We start from the raw sequence: 24,637 nt of genomic DNA, 5'->3' as shown, positions 1-24,637 counted from the left end.
TAAATCATAAAGGAAAGAAAAAAATTTAATTTTTCAATCTTTTTTCTAATACCAGTACCAAAATTCAGGTATTTTACATTTGTAAAATAAAGAGACTGCTAATTACATTCTAGCAGTCTCTCTTTGTTATAAGCTTGTATATGATATGGTAATAGTTGTTGAAAAATCTGTAACATCTTTTATGCGAGCAATCTGCTCAATATCATTGTAGTTCGTACTTGTATCACTCATATCCAGAATAAGCTGAAAGTTCTTTGTAAATGTGCCTGGAACATCATTATCAATCAGTGTTGCAGTATTGGTAACTGATTGAAGTGAACGATTTGAGACTTTCACCTTTACCCTAGAAATATCCAAGTTTATATTATATTTTTCACTTGATAAATTCGTTCCTTGAATAAAAATATTGTAATTTTTATTCGAATCTATTTTTATTGCAGGTTGTAAAACCAGGTTACCATTGGTGTCAAAATAAGTTGGGTTAATAATAGTATCTCCTATCATACCTTCAAAAAAAATCACCGAAAAATTAGTGTTTACTCCCCATCTGCCTGGTGATACTTCAGGATCTCCCATAAATACAATGGTCCAATCTATGTATTCTTTGCTCTCTACTATTATTCCTTCCGTGGAATAAGTAGTGCCAAACCCTTCTCTATAGCCTTCTTTCAGATTGCCTTCATAGGATTTATTTCCATTACTATTAAAGTAAATACCATATCCATTAAGAAGACCGTTCTTAAATTCACCATCATACCATTTATTACCATCACCGTAATAAGCAATTCCATATCCGTCATATTTACCGTTAGACCAATTTCCGCTATATACAATGACTCCATTATCATATAACGTCCCTTGCCCATGGAATTTCCCATCTAAAAGATAGCCTTCGTAAAGAATTTGACCTTTGTCTAATATTTGTTTCCATCCTGTAAAGTTTTTTTGATTGGGTATCTTTACATTGCTCGGTGGTACCTCATAGATTGGTATAGCTGCATATCCTTGATTTTCAAATGTGGCTGTAAGTAAGATAAACGACATTAGAAAGGTAAATAGCTGTTTATTTTTAATAAATCTCATATAGCAACCCCGCATCATCCAATATATGTATAATATACCATAAATATAAACTACCTCGTTGCTAAGAGCTGCTCCATTAAAAATGCAAATCAAAGTCTATACTTACATTATAGTTTTTTCTGTGCATTGATGGAGATGGAAGTGGGAATTCATGTCGTTTATAAAGGCTTAAAGTACCAAGTAGTGTGGATTTACGAGAATGGAAATGTGGAGATTGCAAAAAATGACCGAAAAGTAAGACGACCTTGTTCTGAAAAACGCTTTCACAAAAATAGACTGAAAAAAACTTCCGAAGCTCATTTCTCGGAAGTTTTTTGTAAGTAATTGATTTCCGCTCCAGGATGCTTGCTTTCCGCGGGGCGTGCAATGAGCCCACTCGTCGCTTTGCGACATGGAATGGTCTCACCTGTCCCGCTGATCCCGCTCGAGTCTCGCACCTTGCGCTCCAATCAATTTTTTAATGAAGAAAATACACAACATTTTACAGCAATCTATTAAAAAAAGACTTTTATAGCTTTGATCTTAGATAAGAATCAATAAACGGCGTGATTTCGCCATCCATTACGGATTGCACGTTACCTACCTCAGTGTTCGTACGGTGGTCTTTAACTAGGCTGTACGGGTGGAAAACGTATGAGCGAATCTGACTTCCCCAGCCGATTTCCTTTTGTTCACCGCGGATCTCAGCCAATTGTGCCTGCTGTTCTTCCAAACGGCGCTGTACAAGTTTCGCCATTAACATCTTCATTGCACGTTCACGGTTCTTGATCTGAGAACGCTCTGTCTGACAGGAAACAATCGTGTTAGTTGGCGTATGTGTAATACGAACAGCTGAGTCAGTCGTGTTAACGTGCTGACCGCCTGCACCAGACGCACGGTACGTATCGACCTTCAAATCCTCTGTACGGATTTCGATTTCAGTATCATCTGTGATTTCAGGCATCACTTCACATGAAACGAATGACGTATGACGGCGGCCTGACGAATCAAACGGCGAGATACGCACTAAGCGGTGAACCCCTTTTTCTGCTTTCAAATAGCCGTATGCGTTATGACCTTTAATGCTCAACGTTACAGATTTCACACCAGCTTCATCACCAGGAAGATAGTCCAGCGTTTCAACTTTATAACCTTGGCGTTCTGCATAACGAGTGTACATACGAAGCAGCATGGACGCCCAGTCTTGAGATTCCGTACCGCCCGCACCTGGGTGAAGTTCTAAGATCGCATTGTTTTTATCGTATGGTTCGTTTAATAAAAGCTGAAGCTCGAAGTCGTTCAGTTTTGCGATCAGTTCTTTCGTATCTTTGACAAGCTCTTTTTGCATGTCAGCATCTGCTTCTTCTTTCACAAGCTCGTGTGCGATTTCCAAGTCCTCATAAGAAGCAGCAAGTTCTTCAAATTCATTGACCTGCTCTTTTAATCCGTTCGCTTCATTAATTACAACTTGTGCTGCATTCTGGTCATCCCAAAACGTCGGTGCACTCATCTGTTCATCTAGTTCAGCGATTCGTGCTTTTTTTGAATCGAGGTCAAAGAGACCCCCTAAAGTCGTTGATACGTTTTTCAATAACGTTGAGTTCCTGTTTTACTTCTACTAAATCCATAGTCTCTGCACCTCATTTTATGATTGTAGCTACTTTTTAACGTATGCTATTGATTTATAAAAAATTAACCCGTTTATATGGGCTGAAAACATGCGCAAAGAGAGCCCCGAAGAGACTCTCTTCACTCACAATACTGAATTATTCCTGCTCAGCACCGTGACATTGCTTGTATTTTTTACCGCTTCCGCAAGGACATGGATCGTTGCGCTTGATGTCCTGCTTTTTGCGTACTGGTTTCTTTTTAGATGCTTCTGCTTTATCGCTTGGAACAACAGCTTTACCTTCAGCCACTTGTTCACGCTGCATGTTTTGTTCGATCTGCGATTTTAAGATGTAAGTCGTAACTTCCTCTTCGATTGCAGCAACCATCGCTTCGAACATCTCGAAGCCTTCAAACTGATACTCACGCAACGGATCCGTCTGGCCGTAAGCACGAAGGTGAATCCCTTGACGAAGCTGTTCCATTTGGTCGATGTGATCCATCCACTTGCTGTCGACCGAACGAAGGATTACAGCTTTTTGGAATTCTGCGATTTGCTCTGCAGGCAGCTGCTTTTCTTTTTCTGCAAATGCCGCATGAACTTTCGCCTGGATCTTCTCAATGATCTCTTCACGATCTAGACCGTAGAAATCTTTTTCCGTAAACACAGGCTCTGTAAACATTACAGCATTCACATAGTCCGTGATTTCTTTTGTATTCCACTCTTCTTGAACTTCCGATTCAGGCGTGTGAACCGTAACGATACGGTCAATCGTAGAATCGATCATACGCAGTACGATATCGCTCAAGTTCTCAGCATCCAGTACGTCCTGACGCTGAGTGTAAATGATCTCACGCTGCTGACGCATAACATCGTCATATTGTAAAAGCTGCTTACGAGCATCGAAGTTCGATCCCTCAACTCGTTTTTGCGCAGATTCTACTGCTTTTGTAACCATTTTGGACTCGATCGGAGTATCTTCATCCATGCCAAGACGCTCCATCATCGTCATCAAGTTATCAGAACCGAAACGTTTCATCAACTCATCTTCCATAGAGATGTAGAAACGAGAAGAACCTGGATCTCCTTGACGACCCGCACGTCCGCGAAGCTGGTTGTCGATACGGCGAGATTCGTGGCGCTCAGTACCTAAAATGTGAAGTCCGCCAGCTTCAATAACACCTTCGCCAAGCTTGATATCTGTACCACGGCCGGCCATGTTTGTCGCGATTGTAACCATACCAAGCTGACCCGCGTTCTCGATGATCTCCGCTTCACGCTCATGGTTTTTCGCGTTCAAGACGTTGTGCTGAATTTTGCGTTTTGTTAAAAGTTGAGATAGCAATTCAGATGTTTCAACGGCAACCGTACCAACAAGGATCGGCTGACCAGTTTTATGGCGCTCTTCGATTTCAGCCGCGATCGCCTTGAACTTGCCTTGCATTGTTTTATAGATTAAATCTGATCTGTCATCACGTGCGATCGGACGGTTCGTTGGAATCACGATAACATCCATGTTGTATATGTTGCGGAATTCCTCTTCTTCCGTTTTCGCCGTACCCGTCATACCCGCAAGCTTGTTGTACATACGGAAGTAGTTCTGGAACGTGATCGTCGCAAGCGTCATGCTCTCGCGCTGAATCTCGAGACCTTCCTTCGCTTCGATCGCCTGGTGAAGTCCGTCGCTGTAACGGCGTCCTGCCATGAGACGTCCAGTGAACGGGTCAACGATCACGATTTCGCCGTCTTGAACGACATAATCCACATCGCGTTGCATGATGATATTCGCTTTTAATGCTTGGTTAATGTGATGGTTAAGCGTCACATGCTGATAATCATAAAGGTTATCGATGCTGAACATCTGCTCAGCTCGGTTGATCCCTTCTTCCGTCAGCTGTACGTTCTTCGTCTTTTCATCAACCGTATAATCCGTATCTTTTTTCAGCTGGCGCACAAACATGTTTGCCATCTGATAAAGCTGGGTAGATTTCTGTGCAGAGCCAGAAATGATCAGCGGAGTACGCGCTTCATCGATTAGGATGGAGTCAACTTCATCGACGATTGCATAATTGCGGCGCTGAACCATTTGCTCTTTGTAAACCACCATGTTATCTCGCAGATAATCGAAGCCGAACTCGTTGTTTGTTCCGTATGTGATATCTGCAGCATACGCTTCACGCTTTTCCTCTTTTGAAAGGTCAGAAACGTTCAGTCCAACCGTCAGCCCTAGGAAATTATAAAGCGGACCCATGATTTCAGAGTCACGGCGAGCCAAGTATTCGTTGACTGTTACAACGTGAGCGCCTTTTCCGTCAAGCGCATTCAAATAGACCGGCATGGTCGCTACAAGCGTTTTACCTTCACCGGTTTTCATCTCTGCAATATTACCTTCATGAAGTGCAACAGCACCCATAATCTGTACTGGATAATGACGCATGTTCAATACACGAGCGGATGCTTCGCGCACAGTCGCAAACGCTTCTGGCAGCAAGTCGTCTAATGACTCGCCTTTTTCAATGCGGCTTTTAAATTCAGCCGTCTTATTCGCTAGAGCTTCATCGTTTAACGCTTTAAACTCTTCTGCTAAAGCTTCTACTTTTTCAGCAACTCTTTCATATCTATTTAGCGTCCGATCATTGGAACTTGGAAAAATCTTTTTCAAAATGCTAATCATCCGATAAACGCTCCCTGTTCTCGAGAATTATATACCACTTCTATTCTACCAGTTTGTGAAACGAGCCACAAGAAATCCCAAATCTTTTCATCTGAATTGTATCATCCGCTATCATGGAAATTCCTATTTATGTGAAATTTTCTATAGTTTAAGAAGACGCGAAACCTAAATTTTGGTAAAATAATAAAAAGATTGATGGGAGGTTCTTAATGGAAAAAGCGGAGTTAGAAATGGATAGCACTAGTGAACAAAAGGTGCGCAGCGAAAAGAGTAAAACAATTATTCTGACGCTTGTTTTGAGCTTTTTTATTATTGGGGGTCTCGGAACGTGGGGGTATTACGAGCTTTTTGGTACGAAATCAGCATCAGACTTTGATCTTCCTTCAAATGACGAAGTGATGGATGCTGAAAAAACGAGCGGTACTTCGATCTACAAGCCCACTTTAGAAGTTCCCGTTACGGAAATCCAGCGGCGGATTAATGTCATGCATGAATACTGGAATCGCGAGCTAGGGTTTAATGCGTGGAATAACTATAGTATTTCGAGGAATAAGGAAGAACTAATAATGTGAAGGAAGATATACAGAATAAAATCCAGCCTTTTGTGTCGGGTCCATTGAGGGCAGACATGGAAACTGCGATTGCTAAAATAGATTCAAGCATGAAATCAGACAGTGTTGAACCGCTTAAAGGAGTCCATCGTATTTTTCATGATTTGGATATTACGTTGAATGGTTATGAACAAGATGGGGTGTATTGGGAAGTAACCAAAACGTGGGAATGGTATCAGAAAGCACATTAACGATTTGCAACTTCATACGATTCCTGTTATGATGAATCTAGAATTATTTTTGTTCGGTGTAATCAATAGTTTGAAATATAATTTTTCTTCTTGAGAATAGATTTGGGCAAGGATAGTAATATATTGTGTGGCAACGCACTAGGAGGCAACAAAAATGGAACAAGGTACAGTAAAATGGTTTAACGCAGAAAAAGGTTTTGGATTTATCGAACGCGAAAACGGAGACGACGTATTCGTACATTTCTCTGCAATCCAAACTGATGGCTTCAAGTCTTTAGACGAAGGCCAAAAAGTAACTTTTGATGTTGAGCAAGGTGCTCGTGGAGCTCAAGCTGCTAACGTTCAAAAAGCATAATCTTAATTTGATTATATGAACAGGCTCTCTTTAGAGCCTGTTTTTTTATTGTTTAAAAAAATAATCAATAAAAAACCCCGCTCAAAAACTTGAGCAGGGACATGGTACAGGCAAAGTAAAAAATTTAATGCATTAAAGGTTATACATAGTATAACATACTAAATACCTCAATAGTGCTTTTATAAAAGCATTGCCCTCAAACTGAATGAGAGCAATGCTTTTTTCGTTTCTTAAGTAGCCGGTGTCATATAATGATCTTTCAGCTGGTCACGCAATGTTCTCTTCAAGAACTTCCCGACTGATGTCTTCGGAATCTCATCCATGAACACGACATCGTCTGGAATCCACCACTTCGCAAACTGCGGTTTTAAATATTCCAGAATATCCTCTTTTACTGCTTTCCCTTTTGCTTCAGGTTTCAAAACGACACACGCGAGTGGCCTCTCCTGCCATTCCGGGTGCGGAACCGCGATAACGGAAGCTTCAAACACATCCGGGTAAGCCATGATCGCATTCTCTAAATCTACCGACGAGATCCACTCCCCGCCGCTCTTTATCAGATCCTTCGTCCTGTCTACAATCTTCACGAAGCCCTCTTCATCAACGGTTACAACATCTCCGGTATAAAGCCAGCCATCGACAAAGGTCCCTTCCGTCCGGTCATCGTTATAATACTCATCAGCAATCCAATTGGAGCGGAGCAGAAGCTCACCCATCTCGTTACCGTCCCACTTCACTTCGCCGTTCGCGCCGATTACTTTCATCTCAACACCTTGGACTACATAGCCCTGTTTTGCTTTGTAATCTAATTTTGTTTCTTCGTCCAAATCCATTTGATAGGTTTTCAGACGCGTTGCAATCACGAGCGGACTCGTTTCGGTCATACCATAGGCGTGCATGAACGGAATGTTATGTTTTTCCTGGAACGTTTTAATCATACCTTTAGGTGCAGCTGATCCCCCACAAATAACAGCTCTAAGACTAGAAGTATCATAGGTTTTCTGCTCGAGTTCTTGAAGAAGACCCATCCAGATAGTTGGTACACCTGCGGCAAAGGTTACTTTTTCCATCTCGATTAGTTCCGCTAAAAGCTGTGGAGTGAATCTCGGTCCAGGCATCACTTGTTTCGTACCAAACCAGGTTGCCGCATACGGAAGTCCCCAAGCATTTACGTGGAACATCGGCACAACCGGCATACAAACATCACTTTCCGAAACAGAACCGCCATCAACAAGTCCCAGTGACATGGAGTGAAGCACAGTCGAACGGTGCGTGTACGTTACACCTTTTGGATTTCCAGTTGTTGCAGATGTGTAGCACATTCCAACTGGATCGTTTTCATCTATATTCTGCGGAAATTCATATGCTGGGTCACCTGTCTCAAGAAGTTTTTCATAATGATAAAGCGGCTGAAGCGGTGACTTTGGCAGCTCATCTTCATCAGTCATTAAAATAAATGCTTTTACGTTCGGAATATGGTCTTTTATGGCTTCAACAAGAGGAAGAATGTCCTGATCGATCATTAAAATCTGGTCATCGGCGTGATTGATAATGTATGCGATATGCTGAGGGGAAAGTCGGATATTTATCGTGTGAAGTACAGCCTCCACACCCGGGATGGCAAAATACGCTTCAAGGTGGCGATGGTGGTTCCATGCAAGCGTACCAACGCGCTCACCCTTTTGAACACCAAGCCGCTTAAGCGAACTCGACAACCTGCGGGTCCGTTCCCCGATCTCCCTGTAACTGAACTTGCGAATCCCTGACATCGTGCGGCTCGTTACTTCTTTTTTAGCAAAATAACGTTCCGCATGCTCCAGCATACTTGTCACTCGAAATGGCACATTCATCATCATAACTGCTTCTCCTCCTTTAATATAAACAAAATCAATGTTGTAAGCGCTATCACTACTCAACTAGTTCACCTTACCTAGGAGGAAATCCTGCATCGGAAACACATTTATTGAAGGGTTTTACTGGAAAGAATTCATCATATGAAAAATAATGTAATGTTCTGCAGCCCATTTACGTTAAACTATAAAAAACGGCATAAAAAGGAGTGTCAATTATGCCAGATTGGTCGTATCATACATTTTTCAAACCCGTGCTGTTCCGTATGAAACCAGAATCAAGCAGGGATTTTACTTTGCAGTTGATGAACACGCTTGCGAGGCTTCCTCTTGGAGATAAAGTTATCAACTTCTTCGGACACATGCAGCCGCCTGCCGAATTAGGACAGAACATTGCTGGCATTCGTATTCCCTCCCCAGTAGGCATTAGCGGTGCATTAGATCCTAACTTAAAAGGGACTTCGGCTTATTCTAATCTTGGGTTCGGTTTTATAGAAGTTGGGCCGATTTCAATAAAACCTAATTCATTGCAAGAACCTATTAAACGCAATACAAATGAAGAAACATTATGGTATCAGAATTTGCGGTCGAATGTGGGGTTAGATGAAGCATTAGGAAAACTTCATAAGACTAAGCGAACCGTTCCGATGGGGATAGGGATTAATGGTGAAACAGCAGAAGAGCTATTACTTCTCTCTGAAAAACTTGATAAATTTGCAGATTTTTTCATTGTTAATCTTAATGCGGCTGATTATATTGAGAAGTTGAGGAGTATAACAGTTAAGCCGGTTTTCTTGGAAGTAACTAACCACCAGTTAGATGTGAACAAATTTAGCGATCAAAAGATGGATGGATTTCTAATTCGAGAAGGCGTTCAAAAAGACGGTGGAATCGAACTTGGAAAATCTGAAATGGCGACATTAAAAAGTAGCATTCAGCAGCTTTTACCTTTTAACAAACCGATAATCGCCTCTGGCGGGGTCCACGAACCAAACGATGCAATGGAACTCTTCCGCTCTGGCGCATCACTGATCCAGCTTCATAGCGGGTTCGTTTTTTCTGGACCAGGTCTTCCTAAGCGAATTAATGAGCGATATGTGTATGAAAAAACCTTCGAAACAAAGCAAAATACAAATGGCTGGCTATCTTTTTTCTTGATGGGTTTAGGTGTTTTTCTCGCGGGTATCATCGCATTGTTTATTGGACTTACTGAAGTTCTTCTTCCCTACGACGAGGCGTTTTTAAGGATGAAAAGTGAGGAGATCATTGCTTTCAATCATCATCTTTTTCACTTTATGTCGCATGACAGGATCTGTCTCGCTGGAGTGATGATATCTGCAGGTTTTATGTTTATGCAGCTCTCTTACCACGGCATACGAAAAGGTGAACATTGGGCAAGAAAAGCATTTGTGATCGCGGCAGCCGTTGGTTTTCTAAATCTTTTTTATTTTATAGGTTTCGGGTATTTCGATAAGCTTCACTTTGTCTATTATCTGATTATTTTTCCTTTTTTCATTTATGGACTTTTTAGGACCCGAAACATGACAGCCGGAAGCAGTGGGTCGAACTTACTCAACAGCTCTTCATGGCGAAAAAGTCAGCTTGGCCAGAGCATGTTTGTGATTTCTGGTATGTGCTTGCTTTCTGCTGGAATTGTCATTTCGATCATCGGTATGAATGGTGTTTTTGTACCAGAAGATTTAATGTTCTTTTCGCTGACACCTGAACAGATAACTGCATTCAACGATAAACTCATCCCTTTAATCGCGCACGACCGGGCAGGTTTTGGCGGAGCATTGATTTCAGAAGGATTTCTTCTGCTAACCATTGCTTTGTGGGGATATAAAGAAGGAGCCAAATGGATTTGGTGGACCCTAGCAATCGGCGGACTGCCTGGGTTTCTGACTGGTGTTGGCACTCACTTCATGATCGGTTACGATAACCACTTCCACCTGTCACCTGCTTATCTATTGTTTGTTTTTTATGTTGTGGGGTTGATTTATTCTTTTCCATACTTGTGCGGACGTAAAGAGCAATCGATGTCATTAAATCAGTTTAAAGCAAAAAAAGTGTAGACGCGTTTGCATCTGCACTTTTTCTATTTACTTCACTTGAGTTTGTTTTTGAAGATTGATCGCTTTACGGATCGAGATGATCGTTCCCATATGCAGCCCTTCATGATAAAAAGTCCGAGGCAGCACTTCCGCAAACGAACTCATGCCAAGCTCTGTTGGTTCATCTAGCTCTTGATCGAGCCGATGACCGAATTCTTGCTCAATAAACTGAACCTGCTCCATCAAGCGGTTGCGAAGTTCTTCAAGTGTTGGAGGAGTCTGCTGCCAGTTTTCAGGCTTCGTCCCGTAACCGAATAGCTCGCGATAGTGACGCGGTGCAGGATTATCCTCACGCGTTTTATGATAAAGCCAATCATATTGATCCAAATAAATGTGCCCTAAGTTCCAGCGAATGTTGTTGTTGAAGCCCTCAGGCACAAAATCCGCTTCCTCTTCTGTTATTCCTTCAACTGCGCTGAGTGTATTATGTCGAAAAGCAGCGAGCTGTTTTAATAAGATTTTATTTCTCAACTTAATAACCTCCTTCATTTCTGTTCTATTTATTTTTTCGCCTAAACTGCTAGAAATCCCTTCTCCGCGCAAAAAAGCACGCCCTATGCAGAGCGTGCTTTCATAATTTTTTTAAGTTACATATCTCCAGCAATCAGTCCATATTTGCCGTCTTTACGTCTGTACACGACGTTCATCTCACCAGTTTCGGCATTGTTATAGACGAAGAAGTTATGGCCCAGTAAGCCCATTTGAAGAATCGCTTCCTCGGTGTCCATCGGTTTAAAGTCAAAACGCTTTTCACGGACAATCTCGAAGTCATCTTCTTCCTCTAACAGAGCAGTGGATACTCCATCTGTTCCGTTAGCAAACATGTGCTTTGTGCCTTCAGCATTTCTAAATTTGCGGTTTACTTTTGTTTTGTGTTTACGAATTTGACGCTCTAATTTTTCTACCACCAAATCAATCGCAGCGTATAAATCCAAATGACGTTCCTCTGCACGAAGCAAGAGTCCCTTCATCGGTATTGTAACCTCAATGGATTGTTCATTGTTATACACTTTCAAATTGACGTGTACTTCAGAGTTCGGAGTTTCGTTAAAGTATTTTGTGAGTTTAGTTACCTTTTTCTCCACGTAAGCCCTAATGGCTTCGGTCACCTCGATGTTTTCTCCGCGAATGTTAAAATGCATAACTTAACTCCTCCTTTCGGTGATGTATATATATTTCTATGTACCCTAAAAGAATTCCTCCGTAACATTTAAAATATTTTGACAATTTATTTACAATCTCGACATTTTCTTAATATAGCGACTCAATACAACTTTAGATATAAAGGAATTTGAATCAAATTTCATAATAAATAAATAAAATTTAAGTAGTGTATTACTTTGTACACAATAGAACACTATTTTAAAATAAATTATCTTTTTATAAGAAATAAAAACCCGCCTGCAAAATACAGGCGGGATCTAAGTTATGGTCATTAATGCTTTGAATTATAGTTTAGTTACGTTAGCCGCTTGAGGCCCACGTGCGCCATCTACAATATCAAACTCAACTTGCTGACCTTCGTCAAGGCTTTTGAATCCATCAGTGTTGATTGCGGAGAAGTGTACGAACACATCGTCCCCGTCTTCGCGCTCAATAAATCCAAAACCTTTTTCTGCGTTAAACCATTTTACTTTTCCTAACATGCCTTTCACAATCCCTTCATCATGCGAATCTTTGTATAGTAAATCTATACACTTCATAGTATGACACATACCCAAAAAAGTTGTCAAAGGCTTAAGATTAGCGAATAATAAGAAGTTTTGTCGAAAAATATCAATAATCTCACATGAATAAATATACATTAAATACATAAAATAATCGATTGTTACAACCGGTTATTAAAAAGCTTTTAGAACATCTGCGAAAACATTTGTGCCAGCTTCGCACACCAGAACAGCCGCGTACGTTCCGACGATATTACTCAATAATCCCAGAATCGATAGCCATACGATCCTCATTAGAATATATTGAGGGGCTTCGACAACATAGATCAAGTTCACCTTTTCACCAAGCGTCGCAAGAGTCATTCTTTTAATTACTAAAGTTGTGAATAGTAGCAACATTTTTCATACTTCTAATTCAGGCTTGGCCACATATAATGCAATATACAAACTCAGGAAAGTTAAACACGTGTTTAAAAAGGAGGCAATGGACGTTGCTGCACATGATCGAAAAAGTCGTCCTAAGCATGGCCGTAATCCGTATCCTATCCGGAACCCTCGAAATCACTGCAGCTCTTTTTATGCTGCATTACAATACCGTCGAACGGGCACTCGTCATTAATTCCTTGCTTTCTATCGTCGGTCCGGTAATTTTTTTCTCCACAATGACCATTGGAATCTATGGATTATCTACTAAACTATCATTTACCAGCTTGTTGTGGATCATGGCAGGGGTTATTTGTATTGTTTATGGTATAAAACGATAAAAAACCTTAGCCCAAGTGAGCTAAGGTTTCCTTAATTCTTTTTATCAAAATACATTCCGTCCGCTGACAGCGTCTGGTACGGGTTTGCGTACTGGACATTTTTCTCTTTCTTTTTCTTCATTATCGATAAGTTGTGCTTGATCTCCTCAAACTGGCGAACTAGTAGCGGCTCAATCGTCTCGTTCATCTTCACGATCATCTGCCCCAATCGCTGCTCTTCGTCTGAATAAGTAGCAGGCAGTTTACCCATGATCGCCTGGCGCTGATCAAGCATCTCATTCAACCGCTCGATGTAAGGTTCACGCTCTTCTTTTGGAAGCCCACTACTCAAATGGTCAAACAGGTTCTTCGTAATCTCCAGCAAAATCTTGACTGCTGACATTACACGCGTCCAGCCTCGCCGTGCTGCATGCGGCGGTTAATCTGGATCACTTCTTTCCACGTATTGCGGAAATCCAGCACATAATCTTCCACTTCATCCAGAATCTTAACGTCACTTCGGATGTTCGCCTCAATTAGACGACGGTTGATGTAATCGTACATCTGCATCAATGACTTCGAAACTTCGAGATCCATGTTCAGCGTAACCATCAATTCCTGAATGATTTTCTGTGCTTTTAAGAGATTCTTATTCTTTTCTTCTGTATTCTTCATCTCGATCGCCGTTCGAGCGAGACCGATAAATTTCAAACATCCGTTATAGAGCATGAGCGTCAATTCACCTGGAGACGCCGTTTGGACTGAATTATTCTGATACGCTTTGTTCGCGTTAAGTATGGACATGTAAAGGTAACACTCCTTTTTGATTTAAAGATTACTGTCCGCCGCCAAACTGTTGCATTAAATATGCTCCTTGTTGATTCGATCGCTGAATCGCTTGCTCCATCGCTTGGAACTGACGCCAGTAGCGATCTTCCACCTGACTTAATCGATCTTCAAAAGCAGATATTCGTTTTTCAACGTCCGTCAACTCACGACCTAGCGTAAATTGAGCGTTATTACGAAGAGCATTTCCAGCTTTTAATTCAATTTTTTTCACAGTTGTGTCAATGGTTTCAATAAGTTTTCTCGCGATCCCTTTTTCAGTACCTTCACCTGTGAACAGTTTCATGACTGAATCAGGATTAGTTGCTAGAACTTCACGCAGCTTAGTTTCATTAATTTCTAGTTTTCCTTTATCATCTAAATAATTTCTTGAAGTTGTAATGCCTATTTGGGCTAATTGATTATAATTTGGGTCACTTGTGTTTACAGTAGAATATAAATTCTGACGCATTGTATTTAAGCCGCTTAAAAGAATTGAATCTCTACGCAGCATCCCGCTTTTTGCTTTTTCATCCCAAAGCTCTGCTTCCTTTTCAGAAAGGTCTTTACGCTGTCCATCCGTTAAAGGAGGGAAATCACGGTATTTTGTTTCTGTTGTCTTTTTATTGATGGCTTCGATCGTTTCGTTGTATTTGTCTACAAAACTTTTAATCATATCAAAAGTAGCATTTGTGTCATTTGCAACTGTAATGTTGGCTGATCCATTTTGATGCAGGGTGTAGGTTACACCGCTGATGTCGAATGTATTAGTAGTGCGAGTTGTTTGATAGCCGTTTATTGTAAATAGTGCATCACTGCCATTTTTTTTACCTGAAAGTTCTTGACCAGTAGTTAAAGGGTCATCCGTAAAACCTAACTTCACCATGAATTGATTAGTAGCTTCATCAGCAACGATTGAAGCATCATCACCAGTATCTTTTTTAGATATAACGAATTTTCCGTTTTGTGTATCATGAAATGCTGTAACATTGAGGCCTGAAGAGTTAAACTTAGAAATAATTGTATTAATATCGTCTTCAGCTATTAGATTTATGGTTTGAACACTTGTAGTGGTTCCTGATCCATTAGTCACCGTAAAGGAAAGCTGAGTATCAGACGGGACTACAAATTTATCGGACACCGAATTTGATCCAGCCCAAGTCGCTGATGTCGCTGTATTTGTAACATTAATATTCATCATTGAGTTGACTGCATTACCATTTGCTGTTGCAGAAACAACATTTGAGTTTGAACTTGTAACAGATTTTGTTGAAAATTTCGCTTGACGTCCAATTCCATCAAAAATCAACTTATCCAGGTCGCCTAATAACTTGTTCATGGAACGATACTCATCACGTTGCCACTCTAATAGCATTTTTTTCTGAGAAAGCTTATTTAGTGGAATCCTTTCTGCTTTCATTAAATCTCCAACAATCGTATCAATATCCATACCACTGGCTAATCCGCCAATTCTCATGTTCACGGTTCATCACCGTCCCTAAATTTTTTTATCCACAAAAATACCCATAAAATCGATCATTTCAGCATACATATCAAGGAACTTTTTATTAGGTATTTCTTTTACAACTTCCTGAGTTACTTCATCCACGATCTGCACATAATAGTCGTTCAGTTTTTCATGAAGAACAAACTTAGATGATGTATGTGCCGGCTTCAGCATATCGTTCATGGCATTAATAACTTTTTCTAATTTCTCTTTTGCCGGTTTTACATTTACTGAAGCTTCTGCTTTCGGAGAATTCTCTTGTTGGTTTTGACTTTTACGCACAGGCTCAGATTTGTGAATTATGGGAGAACCAATTACTTTTAGTTCCACCTTCATCGCCCCTTTTATTTTCTCTAAAAGTTATATCGGATTGTACAAAAAATTGTTGAGGAAGAAGCTAAAAAGAAAAAACACAAGAAAATTTATTACATTTCTATGACTCTACTGAATCTCCTAATTAAATATTGTAAAATAGTTCATGATAAAGAATATAAATGAAATAAATTTAACAATATATACCTTCTGTTGATTCTGAATTTTAAAAATAAAAATTCTAACATAATACAATTGAGAGGAAAATGGCAGTAATGAAAGACCAACATAAAAAACATCAAAAGAAACGCAACCGGTCAATAAAGACAGGTGTGAAGCAGACGGCAGCCATTCAACAACCTCTTTTAAAAAACAGATACATATCCGGCCTGGACGGATTAAGGGCCATAGCTGTTCTAGCTGTTATTGCTTATCATTTAAATTTCGAATGGGCTGCAGGAGGGTTATTAGGAGTGACAGTCTTTTTTGCACTGTCCGGATACTTAATTACGGATCTCCTCATCACAGAGTATGTCACGACCAACTCCATAAATTTAAAAAACTTTTGGATCCGGCGGGCACGAAGACTCCTTCCAGCTATGTTTACAATGCTTCTCGTAGTTATTACATGGGTCACCATTTTTGAACCTGACATGATAGAAAAACTGGAGAAAGATACAGCCGCAGCTGTACTATATGTCAGCAATTGGTGGTACATCTTCCAGGATCTATCATACTTTGAGAGCTTCGGACCGCCTTCACTGCTTACACACTTTTGGTCTCTGGCTGTTGAGGAACAATTTTATATTCTTTGGCCGTTAATTATTATTGGAGTCTTAAAGCTTAAAATGAGAGAGGGGTTTCTGTTCTCTATTATTCTATTGGGAGTTCTAATTTCAGCTGCTGCTATGACTTTACTATATGAACCAGGAGCCGACCCAAGCCGTATTTATTACGGTACGGATACTCGTGTCTTTTCCCTATTGCTCGGGGCAAGTCTTGCTGTCATTTGGCCGAGCAGAAAATTATCAAACCGCTTGCCTTCTGAAATACGTTGGAAATTAGATTTTGTCGGAGCAGCCGCTCTTGCATTTGTTTTTTATATGTTTTGGAGTACAGATCAGTATCAGGATTTTCTCTATCAGGGAGGCATGCTGGCAATGTCTGTTGCCTCTATGCTGGTAGTCGCAGTGATCGTTCATCCATCCAGTGAACTCAACACTTTGCTGAGTTTCAAACCATTGCGCTGGATTGGTGTCCGATCATACGGAATATATCTATGGCATTTTCCTGTTATTGTACTGTCTAGCCCGCAGTGGGGAGCAGATGAGCCTAGTCTTATTCGTACTTCCGTACAGCTTTGTTTGATTCTGATTCTCGCCAGTCTTTCGTGGACGTTTATCGAAAACCCTATTCGAAAAGGTGCATTGGCCAGATTCTGCAGAGTGGTTAAAAGCGGTGATTGGAAAAAGGAGAAATGGTTTATCGGGCGGTTTGTTACAGCAACTGCGGTCCTCGCAATCTTTCTGGCCATTTCAACTATCGGATTCACAACAACGTCAGTTGCACTCAGTAAAGACAAAGTTATAAATGTCATACAAGAAAAAGTAGGAAAAGAAGAACCACCAACAGTAAATCCGATAAAAAAACCGAAACCTGACTCTCCGCCGGAAAAGGAAGAACCTGCGGAAGAAGTTGTGACGCCTCCTGTTCAAGAAAATCGTCCAATAACAGTCATTGGCGACTCTGTCATGATTGATGTTACACCACATCTTGAAGAGGCATTTACAGAGGTTGAGGTCGATGCAAAGATCGGCCGTCAGTTTAGAGAGGCAGAAGATATCGTTCAGCAAAAGAAAAACACAGGCAGCTTAGGGGAAATCGTTGTTATTGAACTGGGAGCAAACGGACCGCTTGAGGATAAAAAGCTCGCTTCGCTTATTGAACAAATAGGAACCGACCGCGACATTTATTTTATTACAACACGTGTGCCAAAGCCTTGGCAGCAGGAAGTTAACGATACGATTAAAGACGTTGCCGTAAATTATAAAAACGTAACCGTAGTCGACTGGTTCTCTGTAAGTGAGTCGCATCCCGAGTACATCGGAAACGATGGTGTTCATCTTACTCTAACCGGTGCAAAAGAGTATGCTAAGTATCTTCTTGACCATATACAATAAAACTAAATCCCATCACCTTGAGTGGGTGGTTGGCTTCTTTGGAATAATACTATGTTTCCGTTCGGTACAATTTTTTATTATTTCATAATATTCGTTCTAAGTACCAATAACCTTATAATAAAAAGAAGAGACCTTAGACAATCTAAGGTCTCTCTTCTTATGGATAAAAATTAACGTAGAAGTTGAAGAACTCCTTGCGGCTGTTGGTTAGCTTGCGCTAGCATGCTTTGAGCAGCCTGAGAAAGAATGTTGTTCTTAGTGAACTCCATCATTTCCTTAGCCATATCAACATCACGGATACGAGATTCCGCAGCTGTTAGGTTTTCAGCATTAGTATCTAAATTTTTGATATTAGTTTCTAATCTGTTTTGATTTGCTCCAAGATATGAACGTTTAGCACTGATTGCATTAATTTGATTTTCAATATCAGCTAAAGCTAATGTTGCCCCAGCTTGAGTGGATAAATCATAAGCTGCTACTGCAGTATCCACAAGAGATATATCCATTGTTGCTGCATCTAATGTTAATGTCTGGGTAGATGCTTCACCTACCTGTAAAACTACATCTGCTGTATTATCAATCAAGTTAATACCATTAAAATTAGTATTATCCATAACATCTGTAATTTGAAGAGAGATTTGATCTACCTCTTCTTGAATTCTAGCTAAATCTTCTGTTGGAACATTAGTTCCATTAGCAGCTTGAGTTGCCAATTCTTTAACACGGATTAACATATCACTTACAGAAGATAAAGCACCTTCAGCTGTTTGAATCAAAGAAATTCCATCTTGAGAATTTCTTGATGCTTGTTCTAATCCACGAATTTGACCACGCATTTTTTCTGAAATTGAAAGACCTGCTGCATCATCTCCAGCACGGTTTATACGAAGACCTGAAGATAGTTTTTCAAGATTTTTTGCAGTTGATCCATTATTAACTGTAAGTTGACGATAAGTGTTTAGTGCAGCGATATTGTGATTAATTCTCATTTTTATTTCCTCCTTGAAAGTGTTCCGTCCACGTCCTTGTGGTTGGATGTTTTTTGAAACGCGAGTGCTTTCACCGGCCGCTAAAAACACTTCTTGTTTCTACATTATTTATATCGGATAAGGAGAATTAATCTTTAATAGGTTTTAAACTTTTTTTTAATAATTGTTGGAATGTATCCAAGGAAGTGTTAGCTGCTTTGTTGTTTTCTTCCTGAATAGAAAGGAAGATTTCTTTACGGTGAATTTCAATATTTTTTGGCGCTGATATTCCTAGCTTCACTTGATCACCTTCAACAGCTAAAACTGTAATTTCAATATCAGTTCCTATTTTTATTGCTTCCTGTAATTTTCGAGTCAGTACTAACATGTTATCCCTCCTGTCCAGTAAAGCTAGATTCAGTTAGGAGATGGCGTGTTTGATAGTTAGAATCTAATAAAACTACTTGTTTCCCTATTTTTTTCCCCATATTTAAAATGAGAGGGGCTTGTAAATTCGCTGTTGATTTTTCAAATTGATCTGCGACTGTTACAATTACCTGAACGAACACATCAGCAGGTTTTTTTATTTGCAATTGCTCTTGAATAGAAGCTTGCAGTTCAAAATCATACTGTTTAAAAAATACAAATGGATCAGCAGTAACAAACGCAAGTTCTGTCGTTAATATTGATTGCAGAATAGAAAACGGTGTTCCTTCTAATGGAATCAATACAAACTGTCTTTCCACTTCAAATCCAGGAATACCCTGTTCAAAATGCAGAATATCTGAATCGTAAACCTCAATCGTTTCTTTAAATTTTGTCTGGAGTTTCATATAATCATTCCCTTACTTTTTCTCATCTAATTCTAAACCGATTACTTCAATCTTTAATGATGGCCATTGTCTCATTTCACTACGGACAACACCAGGTGTGTAGTCATGACGCGGTTTGTTTATTTTCACATCGATTTCTGGCTTGTGCGTTTTCCAATCAATCCTGAGGTCAATTGGATGATAGTTTATTTTTACACTAAAAGACGACGGAACAAATCCAATATTAAAATCATACATCTGACTTTCACAATTCATCATCGCATGTTCGGCAATCGGATTACCACCATTTTCTATCTTCATAAGGTCATCACCTTCTTGAGATCTTCTTGCCATACCAGATAACCAGTCTTGGTAACCGTTCTGAGCAAATTCTTCTATTCTTCTTAAAATAGGTTTTAAGTCCATATCTTCCCATGCTTGTGTTTGATCGATCGTTAATTTACCTGGTGTTCGTTCAATATTCATTTCTGCCTTCGGTTGTGTAATAGTTAGTTCCGCTGGTAGTTGTTCAATCTCTTGAATTGGCTTTTGTGAGGTTAAACCTATCTGGCCAAAAGTGGATTCCATTCTAAGCTGAGGAAAGTTCATTGTATTCCCTCCTAAAAAAAGAGTTGTTATTGCAAGAAAAGAGCTATCACGAGGATAGCTCTAAAGTTTAGCGTAAAAAGTCCATTAATGTTGGCTGCATGATACGTGACCCGACACCAAGTGCAGCACGATGTACGGTTTCCTGCATTTTCAAATCTGTAATAACGCGCTCAATATCAGCATCTTCATTATCAGCAATAATACGATTTGCGATGACCTCTTGTTCGCTTACACGGGCATCAATTAGCTCTACTCTATTATAGCGTGCACCTAGTTCTGCACGTTCGGAGACAAGATTATTAATATGCTTGTCCAGCTTGCCTAGAAAATCGGCTATATTAGATGAACCAGGAGTATTTAATGCGGTTTCTAAATCCGCAATATCGCCAAACAATCCATCTGGTGATAGTGTAAAAATATTTTCAGGATTAATATTAACTGTAATTTTAATTCCTTTTGACAATTCTAATTCTACTGGATTACCGTTAGTAGAAACTTGTAGCTTACCTAAATCTACTGGTAAATTAGTAGTATCATTTCCGTTAAAGATAAATTTCCCAGCTACTTGAGTATTTGCAACTGATACTAAATGTTCTTTCAGCTGACCGACTTCTTTTGCAATAATCTCACGCTGAGAATCTTCTAATGTTCCGTTACTAGCTTGAACAGTCAATTCCCGAATACGTTGCATAACACTTGCCGCTTTATCAAGACCGGCATCTGAATTCTCCATCCAGTTATAAGCTTCAGATAAATTACGTTTATATTGTTCCACTTCTGTTAGATTCGTACGATATGTCATACCCTTCATTGCTACGACCGGATCATCAGATGGTCGGCTGATTTTTTTACCAGTAGAAAGCTGTTCTTGGGTTTTAGACATGCGCTCATAGCTTTGGCTGATATGACGCAGCATGTTACCAGATAACATTGATTGAGTTACTCTCATTTAATCACCTACCTTCCGACAACACCCATGCCGTTAATGATCTTGTCTAACATTTCATCGATTACTGTAATATTTCGGGCTGATGCATTATAAGCATGCTGAAACTGAATCATATTCGTCATTTCTTCATCCAATGAAACACCGCTTACAGAAGTACGGCGCTGTTCGACCGCATCTGTCAGAACAAAAGAGTTTTGGGTTAAGCGTACAGCCTGCTGTGCCTCAACTGCCATTTCTCCTATTGCACCTTCATAATAACTTTGAAGGGTTGCACTGCCTGAGAATATTTTGTCGTTTTTAACATTTGCTAAATTTAATGCATTACTGCCGTCACCGCTATACCCCACTTCTCCAGGCTTGGCAAAAGCTGCAGCAATGTGGTCCAATCCTGGCTTTCCTTCCAAATCACTATGAAGTTTAATTGCTTTTGCAGCACCAAGCGGCTCTTTTCCGGCTGTTACTCCACTAACATCAAAGAAGTTATATTCGACATGTGCAGGCGGTTCACTGTTAATACTATCTAAACTCCATCCTGCTTTATGTACATCATTGAACGCATTTGCAAAATTATAAGCCATTTCGTCAAGATGAGCTAACATTTTTGGATAGGTTCCTTCTGCATTTGCCCCGTTCATGAAACCATATGATTCTAGCACACCTTTTAATTGGCCTTTTGAAAATTCCTTAATACTTAAAGCTGGTGCAGTTCCTATTTTCACTTCACTTGCTTCTCCATTTGGTCCACCATATTCAATGGATATATTATTAATAGTAGAAGTTGATGAATCTAGTAATGTAGCAGCTCTGGTTCCATCAGCTTTTAATAAATGAATTTTGTATTGCCCTTCTGTAAGCGGCTTATCAGGGAGTCTGTCTTTCTCAACTTCAATGTTAACTAGTGTAGAAAGTTTATCTACCAGGACATCTCTTTTGTCATAGAGGTCATTAGGCAAGTAATCATGTGGTTCAACTTCTCTAATTTGTATATTAATTTCATCAATTTCCTTAAGAATATTATTTATTTCCCCAGCTGTATGATTAGCCTGAGTTTTTAGATCACCCTGAATCGCAGATAACGAGTTTGATAGATAGTTAAATGTTTCTACTACTGCTATTCCCCGTTGACGGACAACCGAGCGTGCGCCTGAGTCTTCCGGATTAACAGAGAGATCCTGCAGTGACTGCCAAAAACGGTCTAACGTCTTAGCTAATCCATTATCAGAAGGCTCATTCATAATATCTTCCATCTTCGCTAATGCTTCACTGCGCGAACTCCAGTAACCCAGCTTGTTGTTCTCGCCACGAAATTGCGAATCCAAAAAGCTTTCTCGCACACGCTGAATAGATTCAGCCTTTACTCCTGTTCCCATCTGCCCAGGAATTTGAGGACGGTTTATGGCAGCTGCCGGATATGGTTCAGTTTGTCCAAAGTTCACGCGCTGACGCGAATAACCTGGAGTATTTGCATTAGAAATATTGTTTCCTGTCACTTGCAGAGCTGTTTGTTGTGTAAACATCCCCCGACGGGCTGTTTCTAATCCATGAAAAGTTGAGCGCATTTTTAGTTCCTCCGTAGGGTTTAAGCTTTTGAATCAAACAAAGACGTAGTGTTCGAGTTATAAGGGTTTGATTTTGGATTCTTATATGTAGCAGGTTCATTTTCAGGCTGAACCATGCTTAGAGACATATTCACATACTGAAGAGACTGTTCTAACAGTTCCTGATTTAATTTATTTCTGCTTTTAAGAGATTCGTAGGCAATAATCAACCTTTCTTGTAGATTAATTAGATTTTCTTTTTCATCCAACTCTGCTTGTTCGAGCACATCACCTAACGTGACATTTGCGAACTTAAGCAATCTTTCTTTTTCAATCACCTGCAGTTTTTTCACTTGAAGATCTTCTTCTTTTAATAGAACGTCCAGTGCTTTCATATCTCCCAGCTTCAATACATCCGTTTTTCGTTCTCCTAGTGTAAGAAGCTCTTCATGGGATTTCAATAAACGCTCCAGCAATGATGTCATTTGTGCAGTTTCCATGGAGTCCTCCTAGGATTTACGCCAAAAGTCTAGAATAGATTTAGCAACTTTCGAAGTGTTGACTTGGTAGCTTCCACTCTCAACTTGCCTCTTGATTTCGTTCACTTTATCAGCGCGCTCTTGTTCAAACTTTGAAGAAGAAAGAAGCTTTTTTGCCTCGTCTGAAATTTGAATCTCATCTTTTTTATATTTAGACTGAACTGTCTCTTGTTTCACATCTTGTGTCTGTTTTTTGTATGGGTTGTTTTGTATAGAATTAAAATGGTTAATACGCATTTTTAGTCACCTCATTTTTAAAAGAAAAACCGAACTCTCTTACTATAGAGTATCGGCTAAATGTGTAAAATCTTTAAGGAATGAAACAAAATTAGGTTAATGGTCATCAGTATGGTAAGAAGGTAATGCTTCCTCTGCTTTTTTCTTAATAAAATCCTCGATAGACAGATCGCTTTTAATTCTGTTTTTACATTCCTCACATAGACGACCATCGTTGATTGGTTTCTGACATCCATCACATGGATAGCTGAAATTCGGGAAACCCTTTACTCTTATGCGCCCTTGATGTATGAATTGAATGATCTTGCTCTCCGGTACTTTGGTGCCTTCACTTACATCAAGTAGTGTAGCATTTCGATTTTCACTTCTCCGGATGAATTTGTATACATCATCATACTGTTTTTCTTCTTCACGATAACACACATCACAATTATCTCGCAGATTTTTTATAAAAAGTTTTCCGCATTGCGGACAGTTCATCAAGTTGCCCATAAAAAAACGCTCCTTAGCATTCTATCTCTTCTTTTTATCGGAGATTGCTAAAGAGAGTTTAACAGTGACATTCGATTTATTTTATCTTCCTAATGTAATGGAAGAAACACTTTTAGCTCCGGCTTCTATTAGGACTTTAGCTGCATATCTCAATGTACTTCCGGTTGTGTAAACATCGTCAATTAACAAAACGGAGTGACCTATTATTTGATCTTTATTTATTAATATAAAAGGATTGTCCTTTTTCTTCATTCTTTCAACACGATTCTTTTTACTCTGTTTCTCTTCATGAGTATTTCTCTTTAATAGATTACAAACATCTCTATTAATACCTCTTGCGATTATGTCTGCCTGGTTAAACCCTCTTTCATAATGCCGCTCAATACTTAGAGGGATAGGTATTAGAATGCTATCACGGGAAATGCCTTTAAACCTAGAGCATATAGTTGGATAGAAGGCCTTTGTCAATGCTGTATCACCACGATACTTTATCTTTGCAATCACTTCTTTAAGGAAGTCATTATAGACATAAAGTGACCGATTTTGCTGCAGGACTCCTGCCCATTCTTCATCTTCCTCCCAGCGAATGCAGTCGTAGCAACAATCACCTTGTCGATATTGCTCGGGAAATAATGAAAATGATCGACTACAAATTCTACAAGTATCACCTTTGATAAACATTAATTTTGATTCACAAGGCTGGCATAATATCGGTCTTTTATCCAAACCAAATAGAGCTGCCCATGACCATGTCTCTAAATATGGGGCGTGACAATAAAGGCAATAACTCATA

The 24,637-nt window shown here is 39.7% G+C and carries 28 protein-coding genes; 6 read left to right on the top strand and 22 right to left on the bottom strand.

What is annotated here, in order from left to right:
• Nucleotides 1–126: 126 nt before the first annotated feature.
• The 3 genes from ACFW35_RS02965 to secA all read right to left on the bottom strand — a co-directional run bounded on the left by ACFW35_RS02965 (nt 127) and on the right by secA (nt 5,345).
• On the bottom strand, nt 127–1,083 hold the full coding sequence (locus tag ACFW35_RS02965; RefSeq protein ID WP_379843683.1) for a hypothetical protein: 957 nt from the start codon (nt 1,081–1,083) through the stop codon (nt 127–129).
• Nucleotides 1,084–1,591: 508 nt separating this feature from the next.
• A protein-coding gene (gene prfB, locus ACFW35_RS02960; protein WP_251321650.1) for a peptide chain release factor 2 occupies nt 1,592–2,690 on the bottom strand; the annotation gives its coding sequence in 2 pieces (ribosomal slippage) (nt 1,592–2,626 and nt 2,628–2,690; 1,098 coding nt in all).
• A gap of 138 nt (nt 2,691–2,828) precedes the next feature.
• Nucleotides 2,829–5,345 carry a preprotein translocase subunit SecA gene (gene secA / locus ACFW35_RS02955; protein WP_379843681.1) on the bottom strand — a complete coding sequence of 839 codons (2,517 nt, stop codon included), beginning with the start codon at nt 5,343–5,345 and terminating at the stop codon, nt 2,829–2,831.
• 209 nt (nt 5,346–5,554) lie between these two features.
• Here secA and ACFW35_RS02950 point away from each other — a divergent pair, with 209 nt between their 5' ends.
• The 3 genes from ACFW35_RS02950 (at nt 5,555) to cspC (ending at nt 6,502) form a co-directional block, all read left to right on the top strand.
• Entirely contained in the window at nt 5,555–5,917 is a 363-nt protein-coding gene (locus tag ACFW35_RS02950; protein ID WP_379843679.1) for a hypothetical protein, read from the top strand.
• The gene (locus ACFW35_RS02945) at nt 5,914–6,147 is read left to right on the top strand and encodes a hypothetical protein (RefSeq protein WP_379843678.1); all 234 of its coding nucleotides are present in this window, start codon (nt 5,914–5,916) and stop codon (nt 6,145–6,147) included. The genes ACFW35_RS02950 and ACFW35_RS02945 overlap by 4 nt, the downstream gene beginning before the upstream one ends.
• 154 nt (nt 6,148–6,301) lie before the next feature.
• Nucleotides 6,302–6,502, top strand: a complete 201-nt coding sequence (gene cspC / locus ACFW35_RS02940) for a cold shock protein CspC (protein ID WP_066292827.1) — start codon at nt 6,302–6,304, stop codon at nt 6,500–6,502.
• 230 nt (nt 6,503–6,732) lie between these two features.
• Here cspC and ACFW35_RS02935 read toward each other — a convergent pair whose 3' ends face one another.
• A complete protein-coding gene (locus tag ACFW35_RS02935) occupies nt 6,733–8,358 on the bottom strand; it encodes a long-chain fatty acid--CoA ligase (RefSeq protein ID WP_379847355.1) in 1,626 nt (541 codons plus the stop codon).
• Nucleotides 8,359–8,570: 212 nt separating this feature from the next.
• Here ACFW35_RS02935 and ACFW35_RS02930 point away from each other — a divergent pair, with 212 nt between their 5' ends.
• Entirely contained in the window at nt 8,571–10,427 is a 1,857-nt protein-coding gene (locus tag ACFW35_RS02930; RefSeq protein WP_379843676.1) for a dihydroorotate dehydrogenase, read from the top strand.
• A 27-nt stretch (nt 10,428–10,454) separates the two neighbouring features.
• Here ACFW35_RS02930 and ACFW35_RS02925 read toward each other — a convergent pair whose 3' ends face one another.
• The 4 genes from ACFW35_RS02925 to ACFW35_RS02910 form a co-directional block, all read right to left on the bottom strand.
• The gene (locus ACFW35_RS02925; protein ID WP_379843675.1) at nt 10,455–10,937 is read right to left on the bottom strand and encodes a DinB family protein; all 483 of its coding nucleotides are present in this window, start codon (nt 10,935–10,937) and stop codon (nt 10,455–10,457) included.
• A gap of 116 nt (nt 10,938–11,053) precedes the next feature.
• Nucleotides 11,054–11,608 (bottom strand): ribosome hibernation-promoting factor, HPF/YfiA family, encoded by a 555-nt coding sequence (hpf, locus tag ACFW35_RS02920; protein WP_251313734.1) that lies wholly within the window; start codon nt 11,606–11,608, stop codon nt 11,054–11,056.
• A gap of 306 nt (nt 11,609–11,914) precedes the next feature.
• Nucleotides 11,915–12,112 (bottom strand): cold shock domain-containing protein, encoded by a 198-nt coding sequence (locus tag ACFW35_RS02915; protein WP_066245425.1) that lies wholly within the window; start codon nt 12,110–12,112, stop codon nt 11,915–11,917.
• Between the two features lie 195 nt (nt 12,113–12,307).
• Nucleotides 12,308–12,532 (bottom strand): hypothetical protein, encoded by a 225-nt coding sequence (locus tag ACFW35_RS02910; protein WP_379843673.1) that lies wholly within the window; start codon nt 12,530–12,532, stop codon nt 12,308–12,310.
• Between the two features lie 101 nt (nt 12,533–12,633).
• Between ACFW35_RS02910 and ACFW35_RS02905 the strand changes: the two genes are divergently transcribed.
• Entirely contained in the window at nt 12,634–12,897 is a 264-nt protein-coding gene (locus tag ACFW35_RS02905) for a YqhV family protein (protein WP_379847354.1), read from the top strand.
• 31 nt (nt 12,898–12,928) lie between these two features.
• On the opposite strand, the gene ACFW35_RS02900 is transcribed toward ACFW35_RS02905, so the two are convergent.
• The 4 genes from ACFW35_RS02900 to flaG are packed head-to-tail and all read right to left on the bottom strand — an operon-like array spanning nt 12,929 to nt 15,538.
• The gene (locus ACFW35_RS02900; protein WP_379843672.1) at nt 12,929–13,279 is read right to left on the bottom strand and encodes a hypothetical protein; all 351 of its coding nucleotides are present in this window, start codon (nt 13,277–13,279) and stop codon (nt 12,929–12,931) included.
• Nucleotides 13,279–13,680, bottom strand: a complete 402-nt coding sequence (fliS, locus tag ACFW35_RS02895) for a flagellar export chaperone FliS (RefSeq protein WP_379843670.1) — start codon at nt 13,678–13,680, stop codon at nt 13,279–13,281. The genes ACFW35_RS02900 and fliS overlap by 1 nt, the downstream gene beginning before the upstream one ends.
• 31 nt (nt 13,681–13,711) lie before the next feature.
• Nucleotides 13,712–15,178, bottom strand: coding sequence for a flagellar hook-associated protein 2 (locus ACFW35_RS02890; RefSeq protein ID WP_379847352.1), 1,467 nt, complete (start codon nt 15,176–15,178; stop codon nt 13,712–13,714).
• A 21-nt stretch (nt 15,179–15,199) separates the two neighbouring features.
• Complete coding sequence (gene flaG, locus ACFW35_RS02885) at nt 15,200–15,538, bottom strand: flagellar protein FlaG (protein WP_379843669.1); 339 nt, start codon at nt 15,536–15,538, stop codon at nt 15,200–15,202.
• Between the two features lie 257 nt (nt 15,539–15,795).
• On the opposite strand from flaG, the gene ACFW35_RS02880 reads away from it, so the two are divergent.
• On the top strand, nt 15,796–17,700 hold the full coding sequence (locus ACFW35_RS02880) for an acyltransferase family protein (RefSeq protein ID WP_379843667.1): 1,905 nt from the start codon (nt 15,796–15,798) through the stop codon (nt 17,698–17,700).
• A gap of 170 nt (nt 17,701–17,870) precedes the next feature.
• Here the strand turns inward: ACFW35_RS02880 and ACFW35_RS02875 are convergent, their stop codons facing one another.
• The 10 genes from ACFW35_RS02875 to ACFW35_RS02830 all read right to left on the bottom strand — a co-directional run bounded on the left by ACFW35_RS02875 (nt 17,871) and on the right by ACFW35_RS02830 (nt 24,636).
• On the bottom strand, nt 17,871–18,689 hold the full coding sequence (locus ACFW35_RS02875) for a flagellin (RefSeq protein ID WP_379843666.1): 819 nt from the start codon (nt 18,687–18,689) through the stop codon (nt 17,871–17,873).
• Nucleotides 18,690–18,816: 127 nt separating this feature from the next.
• A complete protein-coding gene (csrA, locus tag ACFW35_RS02870; RefSeq protein ID WP_379843664.1) occupies nt 18,817–19,056 on the bottom strand; it encodes a carbon storage regulator CsrA in 240 nt (79 codons plus the stop codon).
• Nucleotide 19,057: 1 nt separating this feature from the next.
• On the bottom strand, nt 19,058–19,501 hold the full coding sequence (gene fliW / locus ACFW35_RS02865) for a flagellar assembly protein FliW (protein WP_379843663.1): 444 nt from the start codon (nt 19,499–19,501) through the stop codon (nt 19,058–19,060).
• 12 nt (nt 19,502–19,513) lie between these two features.
• Nucleotides 19,514–20,089 (bottom strand): DUF6470 family protein, encoded by a 576-nt coding sequence (locus tag ACFW35_RS02860; RefSeq protein ID WP_379843661.1) that lies wholly within the window; start codon nt 20,087–20,089, stop codon nt 19,514–19,516.
• 67 nt (nt 20,090–20,156) lie between these two features.
• Nucleotides 20,157–21,038 (bottom strand): flagellar hook-associated protein FlgL, encoded by an 882-nt coding sequence (gene flgL / locus ACFW35_RS02855; RefSeq protein ID WP_379843660.1) that lies wholly within the window; start codon nt 21,036–21,038, stop codon nt 20,157–20,159.
• Nucleotides 21,039–21,046: 8 nt separating this feature from the next.
• Nucleotides 21,047–22,597 (bottom strand): flagellar hook-associated protein FlgK, encoded by a 1,551-nt coding sequence (gene flgK / locus ACFW35_RS02850; RefSeq protein ID WP_379843658.1) that lies wholly within the window; start codon nt 22,595–22,597, stop codon nt 21,047–21,049.
• Between the two features lie 20 nt (nt 22,598–22,617).
• Nucleotides 22,618–23,076, bottom strand: a complete 459-nt coding sequence (locus ACFW35_RS02845) for a flagellar protein FlgN (protein ID WP_379843657.1) — start codon at nt 23,074–23,076, stop codon at nt 22,618–22,620.
• A gap of 9 nt (nt 23,077–23,085) precedes the next feature.
• Nucleotides 23,086–23,352 (bottom strand): flagellar biosynthesis anti-sigma factor FlgM, encoded by a 267-nt coding sequence (flgM, locus tag ACFW35_RS02840; protein WP_379843655.1) that lies wholly within the window; start codon nt 23,350–23,352, stop codon nt 23,086–23,088.
• A gap of 96 nt (nt 23,353–23,448) precedes the next feature.
• Nucleotides 23,449–23,844 carry a TIGR03826 family flagellar region protein gene (locus ACFW35_RS02835; RefSeq protein ID WP_379843654.1) on the bottom strand — a complete coding sequence of 132 codons (396 nt, stop codon included), beginning with the start codon at nt 23,842–23,844 and terminating at the stop codon, nt 23,449–23,451.
• A gap of 81 nt (nt 23,845–23,925) precedes the next feature.
• Nucleotides 23,926–24,636 carry a ComF family protein gene (locus ACFW35_RS02830; RefSeq protein ID WP_379843652.1) on the bottom strand — a complete coding sequence of 237 codons (711 nt, stop codon included), beginning with the start codon at nt 24,634–24,636 and terminating at the stop codon, nt 23,926–23,928.
• Nucleotide 24,637: the final 1 nt, after the last annotated feature.

It is taken from the genome of Fictibacillus sp. NPDC058756 (genome assembly GCF_042746035.1).
GTDB lineage: Bacteria > Bacillota > Bacilli > Bacillales > Fictibacillaceae > Fictibacillus.
This window is presented reverse-complemented; position numbering and strand designations above follow the sequence as displayed.